This window comes from Falsiroseomonas sp., assembly GCF_051859025.1.
Classification (GTDB): Bacteria; Pseudomonadota; Alphaproteobacteria; order Acetobacterales; family Acetobacteraceae; genus Falsiroseomonas.
In genome coordinates this window covers 1-20,344 of sequence record NZ_JBHYGL010000007.1, presented here as the reverse complement: position 1 = coordinate 20,344, position 20,344 = coordinate 1, and the positions used below count along the sequence as shown (strand labels likewise).

Annotated in this window: 21 protein-coding genes; 13 read left to right on the top strand and 8 right to left on the bottom strand. The window is 70.5% G+C overall.

Translation table 11 applies throughout. The features are described 5' to 3' along the window. Positions 1-11 precede the first annotated feature (11 nt). Together ACTIE5_RS09230 and ACTIE5_RS09225 are read right to left on the bottom strand one after the other, a co-directional pair. Positions 12-1,679: an acyl-CoA dehydrogenase family protein gene (locus tag ACTIE5_RS09230; protein WP_439549407.1), complete on the bottom strand. Its 1,668-nt coding sequence runs from the start codon at positions 1,677-1,679 to the stop codon at positions 12-14. 1 nt (position 1,680) lies between these two features. Then, positions 1,681-2,907, bottom strand: a complete 1,227-nt coding sequence (locus ACTIE5_RS09225) for a CoA transferase (RefSeq protein WP_439549406.1) — start codon at positions 2,905-2,907, stop codon at positions 1,681-1,683. Positions 2,908-3,040: 133 nt separating this feature from the next. On the opposite strand from ACTIE5_RS09225, the gene ACTIE5_RS09220 reads away from it, so the two are divergent. After that, the gene (locus tag ACTIE5_RS09220; RefSeq protein ID WP_439549405.1) at positions 3,041-4,099 is read left to right on the top strand and encodes an isocitrate/isopropylmalate dehydrogenase family protein; all 1,059 of its coding nucleotides are present in this window, start codon (positions 3,041-3,043) and stop codon (positions 4,097-4,099) included. A gap of 177 nt (positions 4,100-4,276) precedes the next feature. On the opposite strand, the gene ACTIE5_RS09215 is transcribed toward ACTIE5_RS09220, so the two are convergent. Then, positions 4,277-6,562, bottom strand: coding sequence for a xanthine dehydrogenase family protein molybdopterin-binding subunit (locus tag ACTIE5_RS09215; RefSeq protein WP_439549404.1), 2,286 nt, complete (start codon positions 6,560-6,562; stop codon positions 4,277-4,279). Between the two features lie 101 nt (positions 6,563-6,663). Here ACTIE5_RS09215 and ACTIE5_RS09210 point away from each other — a divergent pair, with 101 nt between their 5' ends. Further along, positions 6,664-7,635, top strand: coding sequence for a tripartite tricarboxylate transporter substrate binding protein (locus ACTIE5_RS09210; RefSeq protein WP_439549403.1), 972 nt, complete (start codon positions 6,664-6,666; stop codon positions 7,633-7,635). Positions 7,636-7,683: 48 nt separating this feature from the next. On the opposite strand, the gene ACTIE5_RS09205 is transcribed toward ACTIE5_RS09210, so the two are convergent. Further along, positions 7,684-8,667, bottom strand: a complete 984-nt coding sequence (locus ACTIE5_RS09205; RefSeq protein ID WP_439549402.1) for a Bug family tripartite tricarboxylate transporter substrate binding protein — start codon at positions 8,665-8,667, stop codon at positions 7,684-7,686. 102 nt (positions 8,668-8,769) lie between these two features. Here ACTIE5_RS09205 and ACTIE5_RS09200 point away from each other — a divergent pair, with 102 nt between their 5' ends. Genes ACTIE5_RS09200 through ACTIE5_RS09190 form a run of 3 tightly spaced genes read left to right on the top strand, consistent with a single transcriptional unit; the run spans position 8,770 to position 11,080 of the window. After that, positions 8,770-9,852: a WD40/YVTN/BNR-like repeat-containing protein gene (locus tag ACTIE5_RS09200; RefSeq protein ID WP_439549401.1), complete on the top strand. Its 1,083-nt coding sequence runs from the start codon at positions 8,770-8,772 to the stop codon at positions 9,850-9,852. Next, on the top strand, positions 9,849-10,409 hold the full coding sequence (locus tag ACTIE5_RS09195) for a carboxymuconolactone decarboxylase family protein (protein ID WP_439549400.1): 561 nt from the start codon (positions 9,849-9,851) through the stop codon (positions 10,407-10,409). The genes ACTIE5_RS09200 and ACTIE5_RS09195 overlap by 4 nt, the downstream gene beginning before the upstream one ends. Further along, complete coding sequence (locus ACTIE5_RS09190; protein WP_439549399.1) at positions 10,409-11,080, top strand: maleate cis-trans isomerase family protein; 672 nt, start codon at positions 10,409-10,411, stop codon at positions 11,078-11,080. Before ACTIE5_RS09195 ends, ACTIE5_RS09190 begins: the two co-directional genes overlap by 1 nt. Position 11,081: 1 nt before the next feature. Here ACTIE5_RS09190 and ACTIE5_RS09185 read toward each other — a convergent pair whose 3' ends face one another. Beyond that, the gene (locus ACTIE5_RS09185; RefSeq protein WP_439549398.1) at positions 11,082-11,690 is read right to left on the bottom strand and encodes an NIPSNAP family protein; all 609 of its coding nucleotides are present in this window, start codon (positions 11,688-11,690) and stop codon (positions 11,082-11,084) included. A gap of 80 nt (positions 11,691-11,770) precedes the next feature. On the opposite strand from ACTIE5_RS09185, the gene ACTIE5_RS09180 reads away from it, so the two are divergent. Both ACTIE5_RS09180 and ACTIE5_RS09175 read left to right on the top strand, forming a co-directional pair. After that, on the top strand, positions 11,771-12,742 hold the full coding sequence (locus tag ACTIE5_RS09180; protein ID WP_439549397.1) for a Bug family tripartite tricarboxylate transporter substrate binding protein: 972 nt from the start codon (positions 11,771-11,773) through the stop codon (positions 12,740-12,742). Continuing rightward, positions 12,739-13,107 carry a cupin domain-containing protein gene (locus ACTIE5_RS09175; protein ID WP_439549396.1) on the top strand — a complete coding sequence of 123 codons (369 nt, stop codon included), beginning with the start codon at positions 12,739-12,741 and terminating at the stop codon, positions 13,105-13,107. Before ACTIE5_RS09180 ends, ACTIE5_RS09175 begins: the two co-directional genes overlap by 4 nt. Here the strand turns inward: ACTIE5_RS09175 and ACTIE5_RS09170 are convergent, their stop codons facing one another. Next, on the bottom strand, positions 13,108-13,920 hold the full coding sequence (locus ACTIE5_RS09170) for an IclR family transcriptional regulator (RefSeq protein WP_439549395.1): 813 nt from the start codon (positions 13,918-13,920) through the stop codon (positions 13,108-13,110). Positions 13,921-14,052: 132 nt separating this feature from the next. On the opposite strand from ACTIE5_RS09170, the gene ACTIE5_RS09165 reads away from it, so the two are divergent. The 5 genes from ACTIE5_RS09165 to ACTIE5_RS09145 all read left to right on the top strand — a co-directional run bounded on the left by ACTIE5_RS09165 (position 14,053) and on the right by ACTIE5_RS09145 (position 18,986). Next, the gene (locus tag ACTIE5_RS09165; RefSeq protein ID WP_439549394.1) at positions 14,053-14,958 is read left to right on the top strand and encodes a substrate-binding domain-containing protein; all 906 of its coding nucleotides are present in this window, start codon (positions 14,053-14,055) and stop codon (positions 14,956-14,958) included. After that, entirely contained in the window at positions 14,955-15,920 is a 966-nt protein-coding gene (locus ACTIE5_RS09160; RefSeq protein WP_439549393.1) for a tripartite tricarboxylate transporter substrate-binding protein, read from the top strand. The genes ACTIE5_RS09165 and ACTIE5_RS09160 overlap by 4 nt, the downstream gene beginning before the upstream one ends. Positions 15,921-15,927: 7 nt before the next feature. Further along, positions 15,928-16,803 carry an amidohydrolase family protein gene (locus ACTIE5_RS09155; protein ID WP_439549392.1) on the top strand — a complete coding sequence of 292 codons (876 nt, stop codon included), beginning with the start codon at positions 15,928-15,930 and terminating at the stop codon, positions 16,801-16,803. A 178-nt stretch (positions 16,804-16,981) separates the two neighbouring features. After that, complete coding sequence (locus ACTIE5_RS09150; protein WP_439549391.1) at positions 16,982-18,037, top strand: Ldh family oxidoreductase; 1,056 nt, start codon at positions 16,982-16,984, stop codon at positions 18,035-18,037. Between the two features lie 22 nt (positions 18,038-18,059). Next, the gene (locus tag ACTIE5_RS09145; RefSeq protein WP_439549390.1) at positions 18,060-18,986 is read left to right on the top strand and encodes a dihydrodipicolinate synthase family protein; all 927 of its coding nucleotides are present in this window, start codon (positions 18,060-18,062) and stop codon (positions 18,984-18,986) included. 51 nt (positions 18,987-19,037) lie between these two features. Here the strand turns inward: ACTIE5_RS09145 and ACTIE5_RS09140 are convergent, their stop codons facing one another. Then, positions 19,038-19,652, bottom strand: a complete 615-nt coding sequence (locus tag ACTIE5_RS09140; protein WP_439549389.1) for a DUF4412 domain-containing protein — start codon at positions 19,650-19,652, stop codon at positions 19,038-19,040. 117 nt (positions 19,653-19,769) lie between these two features. On the opposite strand from ACTIE5_RS09140, the gene ACTIE5_RS09135 reads away from it, so the two are divergent. After that, positions 19,770-20,132 carry an MmcQ/YjbR family DNA-binding protein gene (locus ACTIE5_RS09135; protein WP_439549388.1) on the top strand — a complete coding sequence of 121 codons (363 nt, stop codon included), beginning with the start codon at positions 19,770-19,772 and terminating at the stop codon, positions 20,130-20,132. Here ACTIE5_RS09135 and ACTIE5_RS09130 read toward each other — a convergent pair. Then, positions 20,122-20,344 (bottom strand): hypothetical protein (locus ACTIE5_RS09130; RefSeq protein WP_439549387.1); only part of this gene is annotated, 223 nt, incomplete at its 5' end. The two genes, ACTIE5_RS09135 and ACTIE5_RS09130, sit on opposite strands and share 11 nt — an antisense overlap.

Genomic DNA, 20,344 nt, shown 5'->3' with positions numbered 1-20,344 from the left:
AGGCCGGTCCTTCAGTTGATGCGGCCGAGGAGGCCGCGCACGATCACCTGCGCCTGGATTTCCGCGGCACCCTCGAAGATGTTGAGGATGCGGCTGTCGCAGAGCACACGGCTGATCGGGTATTCGATCGCGTAGCCATTGCCGCCATGCACCTGCAGCGCGTTGTCGGCGTTGGACCAGGCGACGCGCGCGGCCAGCAGCTTGGCCATCCCCGCCTCGATATCGCAGCGGCGCCCGGCATCCTTCTGGCGGCCGGAGAAGTAGGTGAGCTGCCGGGCCATCATCGTCTCCGCCATCATCCAGGCGATCTTGCCGTGGACGCGGGGGAAATGGAGCGTCGCCTTGCCGAACTGCCGGCGGTCCTTCGCATAGGACACCGCGAGTTCGAGCGCATTCTGCCCGACGCCGAGTGCCCGCGCCGCCGTCTGGATGCGCGCGCTCTCGAAGGTTTCCATCAGCTGCTTGAAGCCGCGCCCCTCGACCCCGCCGAGCAAAGCGGAAGCCGGTACCTCGAACCCATCGAAGGTGATCTCGTATTCCCGCATGCCGCGATAGCCGAGGACATGGATCTCCGTCCCCGCCATTCCCTTCGCCGGGAACAGATCTTCTTCAGATCCACGCGGCTTTTCGGCCAGGAACATCGACAGCCCCTGGTAGCCCTTCGAATTCGGGTCAGTGCGCACCAGCAGCGTCATCACATCGGATCGCGACCCATGCGTGATCCAGGTCTTGGCACCATACACACGATAGACATCGCCATCCCGCACCGCGCGCGTACGCAGGCTGCCGAGGTCCGAGCCCGTATCCGGTTCCGTGAACACCGCCGTCGGCAGGATTTCGCCCGACGCGATCCCAGGAAGGAACTTCTGCTGCTGCTCCGGCGTGCCGGCCAGGCGGATCAGCTCCGCCGCAATCTCCGACCGCGTGCCGAGCGAGCCGACGCCGATATACCCCGCGCTCAACGCCTCCGAGACCAGGCACATCGCGACCTTGCCGAGGCCGAGGCCGCCGAATTCCTCCGGTACCGTCAGCCCGAAGACGCCCATCTCCGACAGCTTGGCGATGAGGTCGAGCGGGATGAGGTCGTTCCGCTGATGCCAGCCCTGCGCGAAGGGCGTGACCTCGGCGGCAGCGAACTTCACGAACTGGTCCCAGGTCGCTTCCAGCAATTCATCCTGGAGATGCGGCGCGCCATACATCCCCTCCGCGGCCGACAGCGCGAGATCGTGCCGCACCGCTTCCAGCGCGCGCGGATCGGACAGCGCGGCCAGCGCGGGCTCCGCCAGGAAGCGCGCGACATCGGCGGTGGGGACGCCGAGGTCCTGCGGCCGCACCATCTCCACCTGGCTCATCGGGATGCCACCCGCGAGCTGCGCGAGGTACTCGGCAAAACCGAGATGCAGGATGCCCTGTTCCACCGGCGTGAAGCGCCCGGCTTCCTGCAGCCGTTCCGCCCAGCGCAGCGTCTCCCGCAGCGCTTCCACATAGGTCGCGACCCAGGCGAGGCCATGGGCGGCGAATTGGTGCCGCTCCAGCGCCGCTGCATCCACGCGGCCAGCGGGCGCCACCAGCGCGGCGACCTCGCGGCGCGCCACATCGGCCAGCCGTTCCGCCGCCACCAGCCCGGCGCTGGCCTGTGCCAGCAGGTCCCGCGCCTCGATCCGTACCATCGCGTCCATGTCAGTGATCCTTGGCGCCGGCGACGATGCCGGCATCATGCAGTTTTCCGATGGCCGACATGGTGAGGCCGAGCCGTTCCGCCAGCACCGCATCAGTGTCCTGTCCCAACCGCGGCGCCGGCACCGGCGGCAACCGCACCGCGGGCCCGCCGAAGCTCAGGGGAATCGCGGGCGCCAGCAGGCGGCCGATTCCCGGCTGTTCGATTTCCACGAACATCGGATTGGCGGGGGAGCATCGCGCATCCTCGCGCACGAGCTGCCCGAAATCCTGGTAGGGTCCCCAGAGGATGCCGCTGCCCTCGAAGGCCGCGGTGATCTCCGCCAGCGTGCGCCTGGCGAACCACGGCGCCAGCACGGCGGAGATCGCGTGCCGCGCCTCGAACCGCCCGCCTTCGTCGTCCAGGTCCACATCCAGCATCGGGCCGATCATCGCGATCTTCTCGCCAAGGCCCGTCGCCTTGCTGATCGCCTTCCACTGCCGGTTGGAGATGGCGGCGATCATGATCCGCCGCCCGTCGCTGGTCGGGAAATCCTTGCCATAGGCGCCGTAGAGATCGTTGCCCAGGGGCGGCCGCACCGCGCCATTCACCTGGAAGTCCGCGACATAGCCGAGGTTCGCGACCGTCGCGAGCATCACGTCGGACAGCGCCAGGGACACTTCCCGCCCCTGGCCATCCCGCCTCCGCGCCCGCTCCGCCGCCAACAGGCCGGTGCAGAGGTAGAGCCCCGCCGCGACATCCCAGGCCGGCAGCACATGGTTCACGGGATCCCCGCCAGTCCCCGTCGCCATCGGGAAACCACTCGCGCAATTCACGGTGTAGTCCACCGCGCCCGATCCATCATGGTTGCCGGTCAGCTTCAGCATGATGAGGTCGGCGCGCTTCGCCGCCAGCGCCGCATGGCTCATCCAGCCGCTGGCGGGCAGGTTGGTCAGCAGGATGCCGCGGTTGTCGCCGGGCTGGGTGATCAGCGCCGTCGCGATCTCCCGCCCCTCCGGCGTGTTCAGCGCCAGACAGACGGATTTCTTGCCCTTGTTCAGGCTGGCCCAGTAGAGGCTGTTGCCGTTCGGCGCCAAGGGCCAGCGGCCATGGTCGATATTGCCGCCGATCGGGTCGATGCGGATCACCTCCGCCCCCATCTGCGCCAGCGTCATGCCCCCCATCGGCGCCGCGACGAAGGCCGAGACCTCCACCACGCTGAGATCGGCAAGGATGGCGTCACTGGTCATGCGATGGCCCCGGGCGTGTTGCTACCCGCCAGTATAGCGCCCCCGCCGCGCCTGGGCACCCTTGACCCCCCACCCTTGACCCCATGCGGGGGGCGTGATGCACCCACCGGCACAACGAGGAAGGGCCAACCCCATGAAGATCATCGTGCTGCCCGGCGACGGCATCGGGCCGGAGATCACGGAAGCCACCACCGGCGTGCTGCGCGCGGCGTCGGAGGCCTTCCAGCTCGGCATCGAGATGGAGCATGACATCGTCGGGCTGGAGAGCTTCCGCCTGCACGGCACCACGGTGAAGCCGGAACTGCTGGACCGCGTGAAGGCCGCCGACGGCTTCGTCATGGGGCCGACCTCGACCCTCGACTACAAGAAGGGCGATGCGAAGCAGGTCGGGCCCTCCGCCTTCTTCCGCAAGGGGCTCGACCTCTACGCGAATATCCGCCCGGCGCGGACCTATGCGGGCATGCCCGCGCGGCTCGGCCAGTTCGACCTGGTGGTGGTGCGGGAGAATACGGAAGGCTTCTACGCCGACCGCAACATGGAAGCGGGCAACGCGGAAATCCTGGTCACGCCGGATGTTGTCGTCTCGCTCCGCAAGATCACGCGCCCGGCCTGCCTGCGCATCGCGCGCAGCGCCTTCGAACTCGCGGGGCGTCGTCGCAACAAGGTGACGGCGGTGCACAAGGCCAATGTGCTCAGCGTCGGCGACGGCATGTTTTTGCAGTGCTGCCGCGAGATCGGCCAGGAATACCCCGGGATCGAACTCGAGGAAATCATCGTCGATGCGATGATGGCGCATGTCGTGCGTAATCCCGCGCGCTTCGACGTCATCGTCACCACCAACATGTTCGGCGACATCCTCTCCGACCTCACGGCGGAGATGTCGGGCAGCCTCGGCCTGGGCGGGTCGCTGAATGCGGGGGCGGAGACGGCGATGGCGCAGGCCGCGCATGGATCGGCGCCGGATATCGCGGGGCAGGGCATCGCCAACCCCGCCTCCCTGATTCTCTCCGCCGCGCTGCTGCTGTCCTGGCACGGCCGCCGCAAGGGGGAGCCGCGTTATGTGGAGGCCGGCACGGCGATCGAGCAGGCGATGGCCGATTCCATCGCGGCCGGCGAATGCACGCGCGACATCGGCGGCAAGCTCGGCACCGCCGCGGCGGGCGCGGCGGTGGCGGCGCGGCTGAAGCGTTAGCTTTTTGATGCCCTCAGGCGTCGTGCCGGAGGCACGCCTTCGGCATGACGGGCGCGCGCTCCGCGCGCTTGGCTCGTCGTGCCGGAGGCACGCCTGCGGCGTGACGCATAGGCGGCGGGCCGCCTTCGCGGCCTCGGCCGACTTTGTCGGCCGCTGGTCGCTCCTCGCGGCTGTTGGCTAACGCCGCCCCGCCAGGGCTGCCCAGACCCGTGCGGGGGTCATGGGCAGCTCGATATGCGTCACGCCATCCGCCGCCAGCGCGTCGATCACCGCATTGGCGATGGCGGCGGGGGCGCCATTGGTCGGCAATTCGCCGACGCCCTTGATGCCGAGGATGTTGTTGGGGCTGGGCGTGGGCACGGAAACCCAATCCAGGTCAGGAAAATCCCCGGCGCGCGGCATGGCGTAGTCCATCAAGGTCGCGGCCTGCATCTGGCCGTCCTCGTCGTAGCGCGCATCCTCCATCAGCGCCTGGCCGATGCCCGCGGCATAGCCGCCATGCAATTGCCCGCCGAGCAGCATCGGGTTCACCACCAGCCCCGCATCGATGGCGGCGGCGAAGCGGTCCAGCGTGATCGCGCCGGTCTCCGGATCCACCTCCACCTCCGCGATGGCGATGCCCGTGGGCCAGGTTTCCACCGTATCGGCGAAATCCGCGCTCGCCGCCATGCCGCCCATGCGTTGCGCCAGGTCCAGCAGCGTGATGCGGCGATCGGTGCCGGCGATGGTGTAGGCGCCGGCTTCGAAGACGATGTCGATGGGCGCGGCTTCCAGCGCCTCCGCCGCCGCATCGCGCCCCTGCTCGATCAGCGTATCGGCGGCGCGGGTCATGGTGGCGCCGGAGATGATGGTGGAGGAGGAACCGCCGGTGCCGCCACCGCGCGCAATACGGTCGCTGTCGCCCTGCACGATGCGCACCAGCGTGGGGTCCAGGCCGAGCCGCGCGGCGAGGATCTGGGCGTAGGCGGTGGCGTGGCCCTGGCCCTGGCTCTGCGTGCCGGTGCGCGCTTCCACCGTGCCATCGGGCAGGATCGTGACGCCGGAGGTCTCCGTCCCCCAGCCGCCCGATCCGTGCAGGTGGCAGGCGAAGCCGCGGCCCCGGCGCAGGCCGCGGGCGAGGGAGGCTTCGCGGCGGGCGGCGTAGCCGGCATCCCCGGTGCGGCCCAGCACCGCATCCATCAGCGCCGGATAATCGCCGCTGTCGTAGCGGTAGCCCAGCGGCGTCGCATGCGGGAATGAATCCACCAGGTTGAGGCGCCGCAGCGCGACGGGATCGCGTCCGGTGTCGCGCGCCGCCTGGTCCACCAGCCGTTCCAGCAGCACCAGCGCCTCCGGCTTGCCCGCGCCGCGCACCGCATCGACCGGCGCGGTATGGGTGAAGGCGCAGCGCAGATGAAGATGGGCGGCGGGGATGGCGTAGAGGCCGGTGATGACCTTCGCCATCCCCCCGGTCGGGATGGTGGGGTTCACGGTGGAGACATAGGCGCCGAAATTCGCCACGCCCTCCACGCGGATCGCCGTGAAGCGGCCCTCGGCATCGAGCGCGAGCGAGGCTGTGGCGACGAGGTCCCGCGCATGGGTATCGGCCAGATGGTGTTCGCTGCGATCCTGCACCCAGCGCACATCGCGCTTCAGCGTCATGGCGGCGAAGACGGAAAGCGCCTGTTCGGGATAGGGCGGCAGCTTGGGGCCGAAGCCACCGCCGACATCCTCCGTCACCACGCGCAAACGATCGCGAGGAATGTTCAGGATGTGATCGCAAAGGATGCGATGCAGCAGGTGCACGCCCTGGGATGGCGTGGTCAGCGTGACGCGCTGCGCCGCCTCCTCCCACTGCGCCAGCGCGCCGCGAGGCTCGATATAGCCTGCCAGGATGCGCGGCGAGCGGAAGGACACGCGCGCGATGTGCGCGGCGGCGGCGAAGGCGGCGTCCACCGCGCTCGCATCGCCCTTGTGCCAGTCGCAGACCAGATTGCCGGGGGCTTCGTCATGCACCAGGGGAGCGCCGGGCAGCAGCGCATCGTCGCCGCGCACCACGGCGGGAAGCGGGTCGTACTCCACGATGATCGCCTCGGCGGCATCGCGCGCCTGGGCGAGCGTCTCCGCCACCACCATCGCCACGATCTCGCCGACATGGCGGACGCGGCCGGGGGCGATGGGCAGGCGGGGCGGCTCGATATGGCGGCGGCCGGCCTGATCCTTGATCTCGGTGACCGAGGGGTTGTGGCCGAGCGCCCTGGTATCCTCCGCCGTGATGATGGCGGCGACACCCGGCATGGCGCGGGCCTCCGCGGCATCGATCGCGACCACACGGGCATGGGCGTGGGGGGATCGCAGGAACACCGCCTGCAACGCGCCCGGTGCCGCCGCATCGGCCATGTAGCGGCCGCCGCCGGTCAGCAGGCGCGGATCTTCCAGCCGCCGCATCGGCGAACCCAGACCCGGTAGAACGTCGAAGGCCATGCATCTTCCCCTGGCTGCGGCGACCATTGCCGCGGTGGGCGGCGATTGCAACCGCCGCCCGGCGGCGACTAGGCTGGGCTGGGATGCAAGGAGTATGCGCGATGGTGACCAGGCGGACGATGCTGGCGGCGGGCCTGACGGTGCCGGCCCTGATGCGGCAGGCCCTGGCGCAGGACGCCTGGCCGAGCCGCCCGGTGCGCGTCATCGTGCCCTTCGCCGCGGGCGGTGGCGCGGACCTCGTGGCGCGGGCGGTTTCCGCCAAGTTGCAGGAACGCCTCGGGCGGCAATTCGTCATCGATAACCGGCCGGGCGGCGCGGGGAATATCGGCACGGATGCGGCGGCCAAGGCGGCGCCGGATGGGCATACGCTGCTCATCACCGGGCCCAGCCACGTCAACAACGCCCATCTGTTCCGCAGCCTGCCCTTCGACCCGATCCGGGGCTTCGCGCCCGTCTCCCTGCTGACCTCGGCGCCCTATGTGCTGATCGCCGATCCGGCGCTGCCGCTGCGCAACCTCGGCGACCTGATCGCGGCGGCGAAGGCACGGCCGGGGGCGCTGTCCTATGGCTCCGCCGGCAATGGCACGGCCGGGCATCTGGCGATGGAGATGATCAAGTCCCAGGCCGGCATCGACATGGTGCATGTGCCCTATCGCGGCAGCCCTGCGGTACTGACGGACATCATGGGCGGGCGCATCGCGGTGGCCTTCGACAATGTGCTGTCCTCCGCCCCTGGCATCGCGACGGGGCAGCTGCGGGGCCTGGCGGTGAGTGGCGCCCGCCGCGCGCCGGCGCTGCCGGATGTGGCCACGGTGGCGGAAAGCGGCCTGCCGGGCTTCGACGTGACGGTGTGGCAGGGCGCGCTGTTCCCGGCGGGCACCGATCCCGCGATCGTGGCGCGGCTGGGCGTGGAACTCGGCCTGGCGATGCAGGCGCCGGACCTGCGCGCCAGGCTGGCGGAGCTGGGCGCCGAGGCGATCGGCAGCAGCCCCGCCGATTTCGCCCGGTTCCTGGACCAGGAGATGCGGGTCTGGGGCGAGGCGGTGCGCCAGACCGGCGCCAGGCTGGACTGAGCCGCAGCGAGCGTTCCGGCTGGAAGCCCGGCGGCGCGGCGCCTGGCCTCAATCCGGCCTGATGTTCCCGCGCCGCACCACCTCGCCCCATTTCACGATCTCGGCGCGCTGGAAGGTGGCGAAATCATCGGGCGTGCTGCCGACCAGGTCGAGGCCGAGGGCGGCGGAGCGTTCCGCCACTTCCGGCACCGCCAGCGCGGCCGCGATTTCCGCCTGCAGGCGGGTGACGATGGGGGCAGGCGTGCCGGCGCGCACCGTCATCCCGTACCAGTTCACCACCTCATACCCCGGGACCGTCGCCGCCACGGGGGCCACGCCGGGCAGCGATGCCATGGGGCGGGGGCCGGTGACGCCGAGTGCACGGACGCGGCCGGAGGCGATGTGCGGCTGCGCGATGGCCAGCGCGTCGAACATGAACTGGCATTGCCCGGCGATGACATCCGTGAAGGCCGGCGCGCTGCCGCGATAGGGGATGTGGATGGTGCTGATCCCTGCCGCCGCGTTCAGCAATTCGCCGGACAGATGCGGCAGCCCGCCATTGCCGGAGGAAGCGTAGTTCAGCGTCCCCGGCCGCGCCTTGGCCAGCGCGATGAATTCCGCCACGTCCCGCGCGGTGACGCCAGGGTTCACCACCATGACGAAGGGCAGCGACGCCACCAGGGATACCGGCGCCATGTCCCGCAGCAGGTCGAAGCCGGCATTGGGGTAGAGGCCCGCATTCACCGCGAGGTTGCCGGTGGTGCCGAAGAACATCGTATGGCCATCGGCCTCCGCCCCCAGCACGGCCTGGGTCGCGACCAGGCCATTGGCCCCCGGGCGGTTTTCCACCACCACGGGCTGGCCGAGGCGCGCGGTCATGTGCGGCGCCATCAGCCGGGCCAGGATGTCGATGCCGCCGCCTGGCGGGAAGCCGATGACGATGCGCAGCGGGCGCTGGGGGAAGCCACCCTGGGCGCGCAACGGCGCGGCCAGGGGGGCGGCCAGCAGCGGCAGCGAGGCAGCGCCCAGCACGGCGCGTCGCGTGATCCTCATGACGGTTCCTTCCCGTGCGGCGCCTGGCCGCCTTGACATTGTTTTTCGTATGGTGGGATTGATTCGCCCCAGGGGTCAAGCACGACCCGCGCGGAGGAACGCTTGGCCGCCAAATACCTCTATGCCGGCACGGCCGGCCATTCGGCCTGGTTCAGCGAGGACCTCGGCATGAGCTGGGTGCATCCGAACAGCCATTCCGGCATGTATCTGGAAGCCCGCGTCTGGGGCTTCGCCGCCCATCCCGCGACCCCCGGGCGGATGTTCGCCGCCACCGATATGGGCGTCTATCGCTGGGACGAAGCCACGGCGCGCTTCACGAGATTGCCGATGCCTGAAGACGGGGCATCGATGGAGGATGTCTGGGCCATCGCGATCGACCCCAGGGACCCGGATGTGCTGATCGCGGGCACCAGGCCGGCCGGGTTCTGGCGATCCACCGATGCGGGGCAGTCCTGGGCGCAGGTGCCGGCGCCGGGCATCGCGGAATTCTCCACCCAGAACATGGGGCCGACCCGCGTCACGCAGATCCTGTTCGACCCGGTGGATGAGGGCACGGTCTGGGCCTCGGTCGAGATCGGCAGCATCTTCGTCAGTCGCGACCGCGGGCTGACCTGGTCGGAGCGGGGCAACGGGCTTGTTTCCGGCGATGTGCACGGGCTGGCGGTGGTGCCATTGCCCGGGGGCGGCAAGGCCATGCTGGCCACCACCAATCGCGGGCTGCATCGCAGCGAGGATGATGGCGCCAACTGGGTGATCCAGGACCTGCCCACGCCCTGGCCCTATACCCGCGGCGTGACGCCGCGCGCGGATGGGTCGGGGGTCGTGTTCCTTGGCAGTGGCAACGGCCCGCCGGGGAATGACGGGTTTCTGCTGCGGTCGCGCGACCATGGCCGCACCTGGGAAGACGCGGGCCTGCCGGGTGGCGTGAACAGCACGGTCTGGTGCATCGCCGCCGATCCCGCCGATCCGATGTTTCTCCTCACCTGCACCAATCTCGGGGAAGTCTTCCGCAGCACGGATGGCGGGGAGAGCTGGGTGCGCCTGCCGCATGTCTTCGGAGAATTGCGATCCTTGATGTGGCGCAGCCTGCCCGATGACATCCGGCAGCAGCCCCATTCCATCACCCGCCCGGTGCAGACCGCGGCGGAACTCAACCACCCCATGGCGAGGCAGCACGCGGCATGAACGAGGTCCGGTTCCCCGCCATCCCGGCGGATCAGATGAACGATGCGCAGAAGGAGGTCGCGAACGCGATCGCCGGCGGGCCGCGCGGCAGCGTGCGCGGGCCCTTCCTCGCGCTGATGCACAACCCCGGGCTCGCGATGCGTGTGCAGGCGCTGGGGGAACACCTCCGCTTCGGCACGGGCATCACGCAGTCACTCGTGGAATTGCTGATCCTGGTGACGGCACGCAAATGGACCTGCCAGTACGAATGGTTCGCCCATGCCCGCATCGCGCGCGCGGAGGGCCTGCCGGAGCCCATCATCGCCGCCATCGCGGCGGGCCAGCGGCCCGCCGACATGAATGACGACCAGTCGCTGGTGCATGATTTCGCCGTGGCCGTGCACAAGGACGGCACGCCGCCGGATGCGCTGTACGACCAGGCCGTGGCGCGCTTCGGCCGGGCCGGCGTGCTCGATCTGCTGGCGCTGTGTGGCTACTACACGATGCTGGCGATGGTGCTGAACACGGCGCGGCCGCCGCTGCCGGACAACACGCCCGATCCCTTGAAGGCCCTGTGATGCGCGCCCTTCGCGTCGGCCTGATGGTGCCGATCAACAACACGACGATGGAAGGGGAGCTCGCGGCCTGGCTGCCGGAGGGTTCCACCGTGACGCGCGTGGGCATCCCGCGCGGCGCGGGATTGCTGACGCTGGAGACGATGCCCGCCTATCGCGATGCCGCGGTGGCCCTCGCCGCCCAGCACTTTTCGAGTACCACGCATGATATCCTGGCCTATGGCTGCACGGCGGCGGGCTTCATCAGCGGGCCGAAGGGCGATGCCGAATTGCAGGCGGAACTCTCCCGCGTCACCGGCCTGCCGGTGGTGACGACGGCGCGGGCGATGGTGGTGGCGTTGCAGGCGGCAGGGGCCAGGCGCATCGCGGTGGTCACGCCCTACCAGGATGCGGTGAACGACCAGCTGTCGGAATTCCTCGCCGATGGCGGGATCGCGGTGGAGCGGCTTGCGACCTTCCGCGCGCCGGATGTGGCCGCACTCGGCCGCATCACGGCGGAGGAGGTTCGCGGGCTGGCGGAGGCGACGATGGGGGAGGATTGCGACGCCCTCTTCATCGGCTGCTCGCAACTGCCGACCCATGCGGTGCTGGGCGGGCTGGCGGCGCGCTTCGGCAAGCCGGCGCTGTCCTCCATCCAGGCCACGGCCTGGGATGCGCAGCGCGTGATGGGGTAGCTCACCGCAGCGGCGAATGCACCGCCGCCAGCATCAGGCTGCTCTCGACCTCCTCGATCATGGCGGCGTGCCGCACCATCGCGCCGTTCTCTCCGCACAGGCTGCGCGTGAAGCGCGCCGCGGGGTCGGGGTGCGCCAGCAGCTGCACCACCTCATTGATCGGGCCGGCGAAGGTGGTCCAGAGCGCGATCTGCCCGGGCTCCGCATCCCGCGCCAGCGCCTCCGCCAGCCGTCCCGCTTCGCCCGCGCGGGCGCGGAACAGGCGCTGCTCGTACAGGTGTGGGCCGGGGGTCGCGGGCGCGGATAGCGGCAGCACCGCCTCCATGAAGCGCACGATTTGCCGCAGCATCAGCGGGCGCACGCCGGCCAGGTATTGCTCCCGCCAGGCCGGCAGCGCCTCCAGCGTCTTCCGCACGGCCTGGCGGCTCTCCAAACTTTCGTGCCGCCAGAGGTTCACCACGCTGTTCGCGCTTCCGACCTCGTTCGACCAGAAGCCCAGCAGGGTGCCGTGGCGGTCGCCGCGCACCGGCACGGCGACCTTGGCTGCGAGGTCGAGGTAGCGCGGCATGGCGCCGGGGCGCAGCGTGTAGATGCGCAGCTCGTCAATCATGCGCTTCCCCCTTGATTTTCTCCCGCATCGTGGGACCAATCATCGCCAACCGGCAAGAGTCCGGACGGAGGAAGCGACGAATGCGGCGTCTCGTTCTCGGCGCGCTGCTGGCGATGGGGTTGTCCCTGCCGGCGATGATCTCCCCAGCGGCCGCCTTTCCGGACCGGCCGATCCGGCTGGTCGTGCCCTATGGCCCCGGCGGCATCACCGATATCGCGGCGCGCATCCTGGCGCCGAAGCTGGGGGACGAACTCGGCCAGCAGGTGGTGGTGGACAACCGCCCGGGCGGCGCCGCGATGATCGGCTTCGGCTTCGCCGCCCGCAGCGCGCCGGATGGCCACACGCTGGTGCTGGGCACCACGGCGCTGGCCGCCAACCCCGTGCTGTTCCGCACCATCCCCTACGACGCGCGCACGGATTTCACGCCGGTCAGCCTGGTCGGGCTGGTGCCGACGGTGCTGGTGGTGCACCCATCGTCGCCGGCGCGCAGCGTGGCGGAATTCATCAGCCTGGCGCGGGCGCAGCAGGGGCAGATGAACTACGGCTCCGCCGGCAATGGCAGCGGCAATCACCTGTCGTCGGAGATGTTCAACCACGCCGCCGGCATCCAGGCCGTGCATGTGCCCTATCGCGGCGGCGGGCAGGTGATGACGGACCTCGTCGCGGGGCGGCTTTCCTACGTCTTCGCCGTGCTGCCCACGGCGCATCCCTTCATCACGGCGGGCCAGCTGCGCGCGTTGGGTGTCACCGGCGCCACGCGCAGCGCCGCGCTGCCGCAGGTGCCGACGATCGCGGAGGCCGCGATCCCCGGCTTCGCGCTGTATGAATGGCTCGGCCTGATGGGCCCCGCGGGCATCCCGCCCGCCATCGCCAACCGCATCCAGCAGGCGGTCGCGGCGTCGCTGCGCGATCCCGCCATCGCGGAGCGGTTCCGCGGCATCGGGGTGGAGGCGCAGGGCGGCACGCCGGAGCAGATGCGCGCCTATCTGGAGGGCGAGTTGAACCGCTGGGCGGAACTCGCCCGGCATGTGCGCTTCGAGGTGGCGGAATGACCGTGGCGAAGGATGCGGTTCTGCGCGAACTCGCGGAAGTGCTGTGGGAAGAAAGCCCCGGCCACCATGGCGGGGCGCTGTCGAAGATCCTGGTGGCGGCGGGGGAGGGCGGGTCGCGGGTGATCGACTACCGCATCTCCTCCTACGAACCGCGCGCCCATGTCGCGCTGCACGCCCATGATGCCAAGGAACAGATCTACCACTTCATCGAGGGCGAGGGCCTGCTGACCATCGGCGACCGCAAGGTCGTCGTCCGGAAGAACAGCTACGTCTTCATCCCGCCGACCGTGCCGCATGCGCTCCACAACACGGGCCTCGGCAACCTGGTGTTCCTGGTGATCACGGCGCCGGTGGTCGTCGCGTAGTCACCCCACCGCGCGGGCCGGCAGAGCGGCGACGGGCTGCTGTTCCGCGATGGCGTCGCAGGCCTCCCGCGCTGCCTGCATCACGCGTTCCGCCAGCAGCGGGCGCGTGGCGGCCGGCGCGCTGGCGATGGGGGCGGCGATGCCGATACTGCCCAGCACGCCGCGATCCGCGTTGAACAGCGGTGCCGCGATGCCGATGATGCCCGGCATGAATTCGGATTGCGTCACGCAATGCCCGGCGTCGCGGATCGCGCGCAGCGTGGCGCGGAAGCTCTCCCAATCCTCGCCCAGCCCCGCGGCCGCGATGGCGCTGCGGTGGCGGCCGAACAGGGCGCGCAGCTGGTGCGGCGGCAGATGCGCCAGGATCACCTTGGATGCCGCCCCGGCGAACAGGGGGCGGCGCATGCCGCGGCTGAACAGCCCCTCCGGCGCGCCGGGGGCGGGGGCATCGCCCACGCACATCACCGTGTCGCTGAACAGCAGGCAGAGCAGCCCGGTATGCCCCGTCTCCGCCGCCAGGCGCTGCATCGGCGGCGCCCCGCCCGCCGTGACCGGGTCGCAATGCCGCATGGTCCGGTCGAGTTCGATGATCCGCGGCCCCAGCATCCAGGCCCCGCCCGCCACCGGCGTCAGCAGCCCCGCGGCCTGCAACGCCTTGATGTAGCGGTAGCAGGTGGATCGCGAGGTGCCGGAATGGCGGATCAGCGCCTCCGTCGACCAGGCGGGGGCGGTGGTGGTGAAGACATCGAGCAACCCCAGCATCTTTTCGAGGCTGCTGGCGCTGCGCGCGTCTTCCGAAGGAAATCCCGTCATGCTGGACAATCCGAAGGGGCGTGGATAGCGTCGGCCCATATTGGGGGAGAGAACGACCATTTTCGCGAAGCGTATAGCGCGGACGCGCGGCCCCGCGCAGGGGCTGGATTACGCCGCATGGTGAGCGGGCGGATGACCATCCTCTCCGCGGCGGAACGGCCCTATTGCGCCACGCTGCTGGCGGGCTTCGCCGCCCGGCATCCCGGCGTGGAGGTCGATTTCGTCTTCGGCATCTCCACCGCGCTGCACCAGCGCTACCTCGCCGAATGGGGCGCCGGTGGCATCATGCCGGACCTCTACTGGTCCAGCGCCATGGACCAGCTGATGGGCCTGGTGCTGGATGGCCACGCCCGGCCCCACGGCGTGGCGCACGCCCTGCCCGCGGGCTGCGACTGGCGCGGCCTGGCGCTGGCGACGACGCGGGAGCCCGTCTTCACCCTGATGCGCGGCCCCCTGGCCCCCGCCGGCACCTTCGGGGAGATCGCGGCGCTGATCGCCGCGGACCCCGCCCGCTTCGCCGGCCAGGTCGCGATGCCGGATATCGAGGCCAATGGCCTGGGTTTCCTGGCCCTGCTGGCGGCCAGCCTGGACGATCCGGATTTCGAGGCCGGGCTGGATGCGCTGGCTTCCTGCCGCCCGGCCCTGGGCGGCTCCGCACCATCCCTGGTCAATCATGGCGGGCAGCTCGCGATCCATGTCCTCGGCGCCTATGCGCTGCGGGCGGAAGCCGCGGGTCACGCACGGATCGCGCCTTCCGCCGCCCCGGCGCCGGCGGTGGCGCGGCTGGCCTTCATCCCCAGGCGCGCCGCCAACCCCGAAGCCGCCAGCGCCTTCCTGGCGCATCTGGTGTCGGCGGAAGGCCAGGAAGCGCTGGCGGAGGGCGGCTTCTGGCCCGTGATGCAACCGCCGCCGCGCCCCATCGCGCCGATCGCGCTGGATGATGATGTTACGCGACTGCTGGACCCTGCCCGCCGCGCGCGCCTGCTGGCACGCTGGCGCCAGGCCATCGGCCGCCAATCGGGAGGAACAGAAGAATGAACCGCCGCACCCTGCTGCCGCTGCTCGCCGCACCCTTCCTGCCTCGCCCAGCGCTCGCCCAATCCGGTTGGCCCGGCCGGCCGCTGCGCATCATCGTCCCCTTCGCCCCCGGCTCCTTCACCGATGCCTCCGCCCGCCTGCTGGGGCAGGAGCTGACGGAACAGCTGGGCCAGCAGGTGGTGGTGGAAAACCGGGGCGGCGCGGGCGGCACGCTCGGCGCCACCGCCGCGGCCAGATCAGCCCCTGACGGACTCACCCTGCTGCTGACGGACAATTCCCTGGCCATGTCGGTCGGGCTCTATCCCGCGCTGCCCTATGACCCGCTGGTGGATCTGGTGCAGGTCAGCCGGATCGCGGACAGCCCCTCCATCCTGCTGGTGAAGCCCTCCCTCGGCGCGAAGACGGTGGCGGAGGTCGTGGCCATGGCGCGGGCACGGCCGGGGGAGCTTTCCTTCGGCTCCGGCGGGCAGGGGTCCTCGGCGCATCTGGCGATGGAATTGCTGCTGAACGTGACCGGCACGCGGATGCTGCACGTGCCCTATCGCGGCGTCGCCGCCGCGATCGCGGAGGTGATCGGCGGGCGCGTGGACATGGCGATCGCGAGCCTCGCCTCGGGCGTGGCGCATGTGCGGCAGGGCACGCTGCTCGGCCTCGGCGTCAGCGGTGCCCAGCGCGCGCCCGCGCTGCCGGAGGTGCCGACCTTCATCGAGGCCGGCGTGCCCCGCTATGACATGAGCTACTGGTGGGGCATCGCCGCGCCGAAGGGCACATCGACGGACATCGTCGCGCGGCTGAATGCGGAAATCGCGACGGCGCTGCGCAAGCCCCGCCTGGTGGAGGCCTTCGCCGCCGCCGGCGCCACGCCGGTGCATTCCACGCCGGAACAGATGCAGGCGCATCTGGCGCGGGAAGTGGCGCTGTGGAAGGACGTCGTCACCCGTGCCGGCGTGACGGCAGGCTAGGAACATCATGACGCTCGATCACCAGGCGGAAGGCCCGCCCGCCTTCGCCTCCCCGCCGCTGTCCTGCGACGCGCATTTCCATGTGTTCGGGGAGGAAGGGCGCTACCCCTACGCCTCCGAGGAACCGCTGCGCTACAAGCCGCCGCACGCCCCGCTGGCGGATTACCTCGACCTGGCCAGGCATCTCGGCATCGAGCGTTTCGTCTTCGTCCAGCCCAGCGCCTATGGCCGCGACAATGCCTGCATGCTGGATGCGATGCGCGAAGTCGGCATCGCGCGGTGCCGCGGCATCGTCGATGTGGATGAGGATGTGCCGGATTCCGTGCTGGCGGAGATGGACGCGATCGGCGTGCGCGGCGTGCGGATCAACTATTCGCCGGTGAAGCCGCGCATCGATGGCTTCTCCCGCCAGATGCTGCCGCGCATCCGGCGGCTGGAGGCCCGGTGCCACGAACTGGGCTGGCACCTCGATTTCCTCGGCCCGGGCTGGATGACAGCGGAATTGCTGCCCGTCTTCGCCAGCCTGAAGGTGCCCTTCAGCGTGGCGCATATGGGCATGTTTCTCTCGTCGGACGGCCCGGATCAGCCGGGCTTTCGCGCGTTCATCGACGTGCTGAAGCGCGACGAGGTCCAGGGCTACGCCAAGTTCACAGGCACCTACCGCATGGCGACGCCGCCCAGCTATGCCGATGCCGCGCCGATGGCGCGCGCGCTGGTGGAGGCGGTGCCCGACCGCATCATCTGGGGCAGCGACTACCCGCATCTGTCCTTCGCGCATCTCGTCGGTTCGGTGCAGCTGTTCAACCTGCTGGGCGACTGGGCGGACGGGGCGGCGCGCCAGAAGATCCTGGTGGACAACCCCGCCCGGCTGTTCGGGTTCTGATGCAGCCCGGGGGGAGCGCTGCTCCCCCCGATACCCCCCCTCGCCAGGGTCCAACCGGACCCTGGACCGGGGGCAATTGACGATGGTCCAGGAGGCTCTGCCTCCTGGCGGATAGGGTCCGGGAAAGGCAGCGCCTTTCCCGGAATCGCCCGCGCAACCAACCCCAGGACTCGCGCCCATGCCCGACACCCCCCGCCACGACCCGGCCGCCCTGGTCGCCTTCGCGACCGCGCTCTGCAACGCCGCCGGCCTCGACACCGACAAGGCCGGCGCGGTGGCGCGCACGCTGGTCGAATCCGACCTGCTCGGCCATGTCACGCACGGCCTGGCGCTGCTGCCCAAATATCTCGATGACCTGGCCGCCGGGACCATGCGGAAGGAAGGCGGGCCGGAGGTGGTGCGGGACCTCGGCGCCTGCGTCACCTGGAATGGCCGTCGCCTGCCGGGCGCCTGGCTGGTGCACCGGGCGCTGGATTTGGCGCTGGAGCGTGTCGGCACCTATGGCACCGTCACCATCGCCATCGGCGACAGCCACCATATCGGCTGCCTCGCCGCCTATCTGACCCGCGCGACCGATGCCGGCTGCATGCTGGTGCTGAACTCCTCCGCACCGGGTGCCAAGGCCGTGGCGCCGCATGGCGCGCGGCAGGCGGTGCTGTCGCCCGATCCCGTCGCGGCGGGGTTCCCGACCGGCGGCGATCCCGTGATGCTCGATGTCAGCGCCTCCATCACCACCATCAACATGGCCAACACGCTGCTGCGGCAGGGGCGGCGCTACCCCGCGGATTGGCTGCAGGATACTGACGGAAATCCGTCGAATGATCCCGCCGTGCTGTCGGCCGGCGGCAGCCTGCTGCCCGCGGGTGGCATGGACCATGGCCAGAAGGGCTATGCCTGGGCCCTGATGAATGAGGCCCTGACCCAGGGCCTGTCCGGCTACGGCCGCGCCGATGAACCGAAGGGGCAGACGGCCTCCGTGCTGCTGCAACTCATCGACCCCAACGCCTTCGCGGGGATCGATGCCTTCACGCGCCAGACCGGCCATACCGCCGCCGCCTGCCGCGCTGCCACGCCCCGCCCTGGTGTCGGGAAAGTCCGCCTGCCCGGTGAATCCGGCCTCGCCCACCGCCGCGATGCGGTGGCGCAGGGCGTGCGCCTGGCCCCCGGCATCCTGGCCGCGCTGGAGGGCCCGGCTGGCAAGCTCGGCGTCCCGATGCCACAAGCCCTGTCCTGAACCTTCGCGGAGCGACCTCCCCATGGCCCTCGATCACACCGCCAGCGGCGTCTACGTCATCGCCCCCACGCCCTTCCACGATGACGGCCGCGTGGACGAAGCCAGCACGGACCGGATGACGGACTTCTTCATGGAAGCCGGCGCCACCGGCATCACCGTCCTCGGCGTGATGGGCGAGGCCCCGAAGCTGGACCAGGCCGAGGCCCTCTCCATCGCGACGCGCATGATCAAGCGCGCCTCCATCCCCATCGTCGTCGGCGTCTCCGCCCCCGGCTTCGCCGCCATGCGCGCGCTGGCGCGGGGTTCCATGGATGCCGGCGCGGCGGGCGTGATGATCGCGCCGCCCAACACGCTGCGCACCGACGACCAGATCGTCACCTACTACCGCCAGGCGGTGGAGGCGATCGGCGCCGACATTCCCTTCGTGCTGCAGGATTATCCGCTGCTGTTCCAGGTGCAGATGACGACGGGCGTCATCAAGCGCATCGTCACGGAAAACCCCTCCTGCGTCATGCTGAAGGCGGAGGATTGGCCGGGGCTCGAGAAGATCTCGACGCTCCGCGCCTGGCAGGCCGATGGCTCGCTGCGCCCCATCTCCATTCTCTGTGGCAATGGCGGGTTGTTCATCGACTTCGAGGTCGAGCGCGGCGCCGATGGCGCCATGACGGGCTATGCCTTCCCCGACATGCTGGTGGAGGTCGTGGGCAAGCTCCAGGCCGGGCAGCGCGACGCGGCGCATGACCTGTTCGACGCCCACCTGCCGCTGATCCGGTACGAACAGCAATTCGGCCTCGGCCTGGCGGTGCGGAAATACGTGATGAAGCGCCGCGGCATCATCGCCAGCGACGCACAGCGCAAGCCGGGCGGGACACTGAGCGCCAAGGCGGTGGCGGAGGTGGAATACCTGCTGGGGCGCCTGGCGCAGCACGATCCGCGCGCGAAGGTCTGAACAAGGGCAAGGCTCCGCCGGGGGGCGTGGCGCCCCCCGGACCCCGCCGGGTTACTTCGTGACGGCGCCGGCGGGCGGGCGCACGACCGGCATCTGGCCGCCGCCGGGAACCTGCATGGACTGGTAGCCCTGCGGGCGGGCGAAGCGGGCGGGGTCCTGGGCGCCGAAAGCCACCTGCGTCGCCTCCATCCCGCCGGACTGGCCCTGGGCGCCCCCCTGGGCCCGCAGCATCACACCCTCATTCGTCACGCAGGCCGTGCCGTTGTTGCCGCGATCCTCGAAGCTCCAGACCGTGCAGGACAGGCCCGCCACGGTATCCGTGCCGGTGCGACGATAGGTGGCGCTCTCGGTCGGGCCGTATTGCTGCAGGGCCTGCTGCATCGGCACATCCATGATCATCCGCGCCTGCTCCACCACCATGAAGCCGCGCTGGTTGCGGTGGTCCGCGATCATGTAGCCCATCCCCGCCATGTCCATCCGCATGGTCTGCGCCGCCGCCAGCCAGGCGATGGTGAGGGATTGCATCGGACCAGCCTGCCGCGCCTGGGAGCCGGTGATGCGATAGGTCACGGCCACATCGCGCGTCGGGTACAAGGTGGGCCGATCCTGCGCCAGCGCGGGCGATGCGGTGAAAGCCAGCAGGGCGGCGAGCAGCGTGCGGCGCATGGCGGTGATACCCGGTCGGTTGGTGGCCGCACCGTCAGCCGGGCCAGCCCGGGGGGTCAAGCGCGCCGCGTTTCAGCCTGTTTCACCACGCCGTGTGGCGGCGATATCATTGCCCGCATGGCCCCATCCCCGATCACGCGCCTGCGACGGATCTGCCTCTCCCTGCCCGAAGCCGAGGAGGTCGAGACCTGGGAGACGCCGACCTTCCGCATCCGGGGGAAGATCTTCGCCCTGGTGCGGGAAGATGCCGTCTGGCTGAAGGCGCCCAAGGGCAGCCAGGAGATCCTGCTGGAAGCCGCGCCCGACCGCTTCTTCCGCCCCCCCTACCTCGGCCACAAGGGCTGGGTGGGGATGCGGCTGGCGGGCGGCGCGGATTGGGCGGAGGTCACGGCCCTGGTGCGGCGCAGCTATAGCCTGGTGGCGCCGCGCCGCCTCGCCGCCACCATGGATCGCGCCGGGGAAACGTCGCTCAGAACCTGAAGGCCCGGCCGACGCTCCGGCCGATGCTGCTCGCGGCCTTGGCGGCGCTGTTCGCGGCATTCTCCGCGCCGTTGGCCACCGTGTTGGCGGCATTCCCGACGGTGTTGGCGGCGCTGGCGGCGGCGGCGGCGGCGGCGGCGGCCACGCGCTGGCTCTCCGCCGCCGCCGCCGCGGCCGCGCGTTCGGCTTCCGCGGCCGCCGCCGCGGCGATG

What these genes read in the sequence shown, in the direction of transcription:
- ACTIE5_RS09230 (WP_439549407.1), bottom strand. Translation starts at nt 1,679, where the DNA reads ATGGACGCGATGGTACGGATCGAGGCGCGGGACCTGCTGGCACAGGCC.
- ACTIE5_RS09225 (WP_439549406.1), bottom strand. Translation starts at nt 2,907, where the DNA reads ATGACCAGTGACGCCATCCTTGCCGATCTCAGCGTGGTGGAGGTCTCG.
- ACTIE5_RS09220 (WP_439549405.1), top strand. Translation starts at nt 3,041, where the DNA reads ATGAAGATCATCGTGCTGCCCGGCGACGGCATCGGGCCGGAGATCACG.
- ACTIE5_RS09215 (WP_439549404.1), bottom strand. Translation starts at nt 6,562, where the DNA reads ATGGCCTTCGACGTTCTACCGGGTCTGGGTTCGCCGATGCGGCGGCTG.
- ACTIE5_RS09210 (WP_439549403.1), top strand. Translation starts at nt 6,664, where the DNA reads ATGGTGACCAGGCGGACGATGCTGGCGGCGGGCCTGACGGTGCCGGCC.
- ACTIE5_RS09205 (WP_439549402.1), bottom strand. Translation starts at nt 8,667, where the DNA reads ATGAGGATCACGCGACGCGCCGTGCTGGGCGCTGCCTCGCTGCCGCTG.
- ACTIE5_RS09195 (WP_439549400.1), top strand. Translation starts at nt 9,849, where the DNA reads ATGAACGAGGTCCGGTTCCCCGCCATCCCGGCGGATCAGATGAACGAT.
- ACTIE5_RS09190 (WP_439549399.1), top strand. Translation starts at nt 10,409, where the DNA reads ATGCGCGCCCTTCGCGTCGGCCTGATGGTGCCGATCAACAACACGACG.
- ACTIE5_RS09185 (WP_439549398.1), bottom strand. Translation starts at nt 11,690, where the DNA reads ATGATTGACGAGCTGCGCATCTACACGCTGCGCCCCGGCGCCATGCCG.
- ACTIE5_RS09180 (WP_439549397.1), top strand. Translation starts at nt 11,771, where the DNA reads ATGCGGCGTCTCGTTCTCGGCGCGCTGCTGGCGATGGGGTTGTCCCTG.
- ACTIE5_RS09175 (WP_439549396.1), top strand. Translation starts at nt 12,739, where the DNA reads ATGACCGTGGCGAAGGATGCGGTTCTGCGCGAACTCGCGGAAGTGCTG.
- ACTIE5_RS09170 (WP_439549395.1), bottom strand. Translation starts at nt 13,920, where the DNA reads ATGACGGGATTTCCTTCGGAAGACGCGCGCAGCGCCAGCAGCCTCGAA.
- ACTIE5_RS09165 (WP_439549394.1), top strand. Translation starts at nt 14,053, where the DNA reads ATGACCATCCTCTCCGCGGCGGAACGGCCCTATTGCGCCACGCTGCTG.
- ACTIE5_RS09160 (WP_439549393.1), top strand. Translation starts at nt 14,955, where the DNA reads ATGAACCGCCGCACCCTGCTGCCGCTGCTCGCCGCACCCTTCCTGCCT.
- ACTIE5_RS09155 (WP_439549392.1), top strand. Translation starts at nt 15,928, where the DNA reads ATGACGCTCGATCACCAGGCGGAAGGCCCGCCCGCCTTCGCCTCCCCG.
- ACTIE5_RS09150 (WP_439549391.1), top strand. Translation starts at nt 16,982, where the DNA reads ATGCCCGACACCCCCCGCCACGACCCGGCCGCCCTGGTCGCCTTCGCG.
- ACTIE5_RS09145 (WP_439549390.1), top strand. Translation starts at nt 18,060, where the DNA reads ATGGCCCTCGATCACACCGCCAGCGGCGTCTACGTCATCGCCCCCACG.
- ACTIE5_RS09140 (WP_439549389.1), bottom strand. Translation starts at nt 19,652, where the DNA reads ATGCGCCGCACGCTGCTCGCCGCCCTGCTGGCTTTCACCGCATCGCCC.
- ACTIE5_RS09135 (WP_439549388.1), top strand. Translation starts at nt 19,770, where the DNA reads ATGGCCCCATCCCCGATCACGCGCCTGCGACGGATCTGCCTCTCCCTG.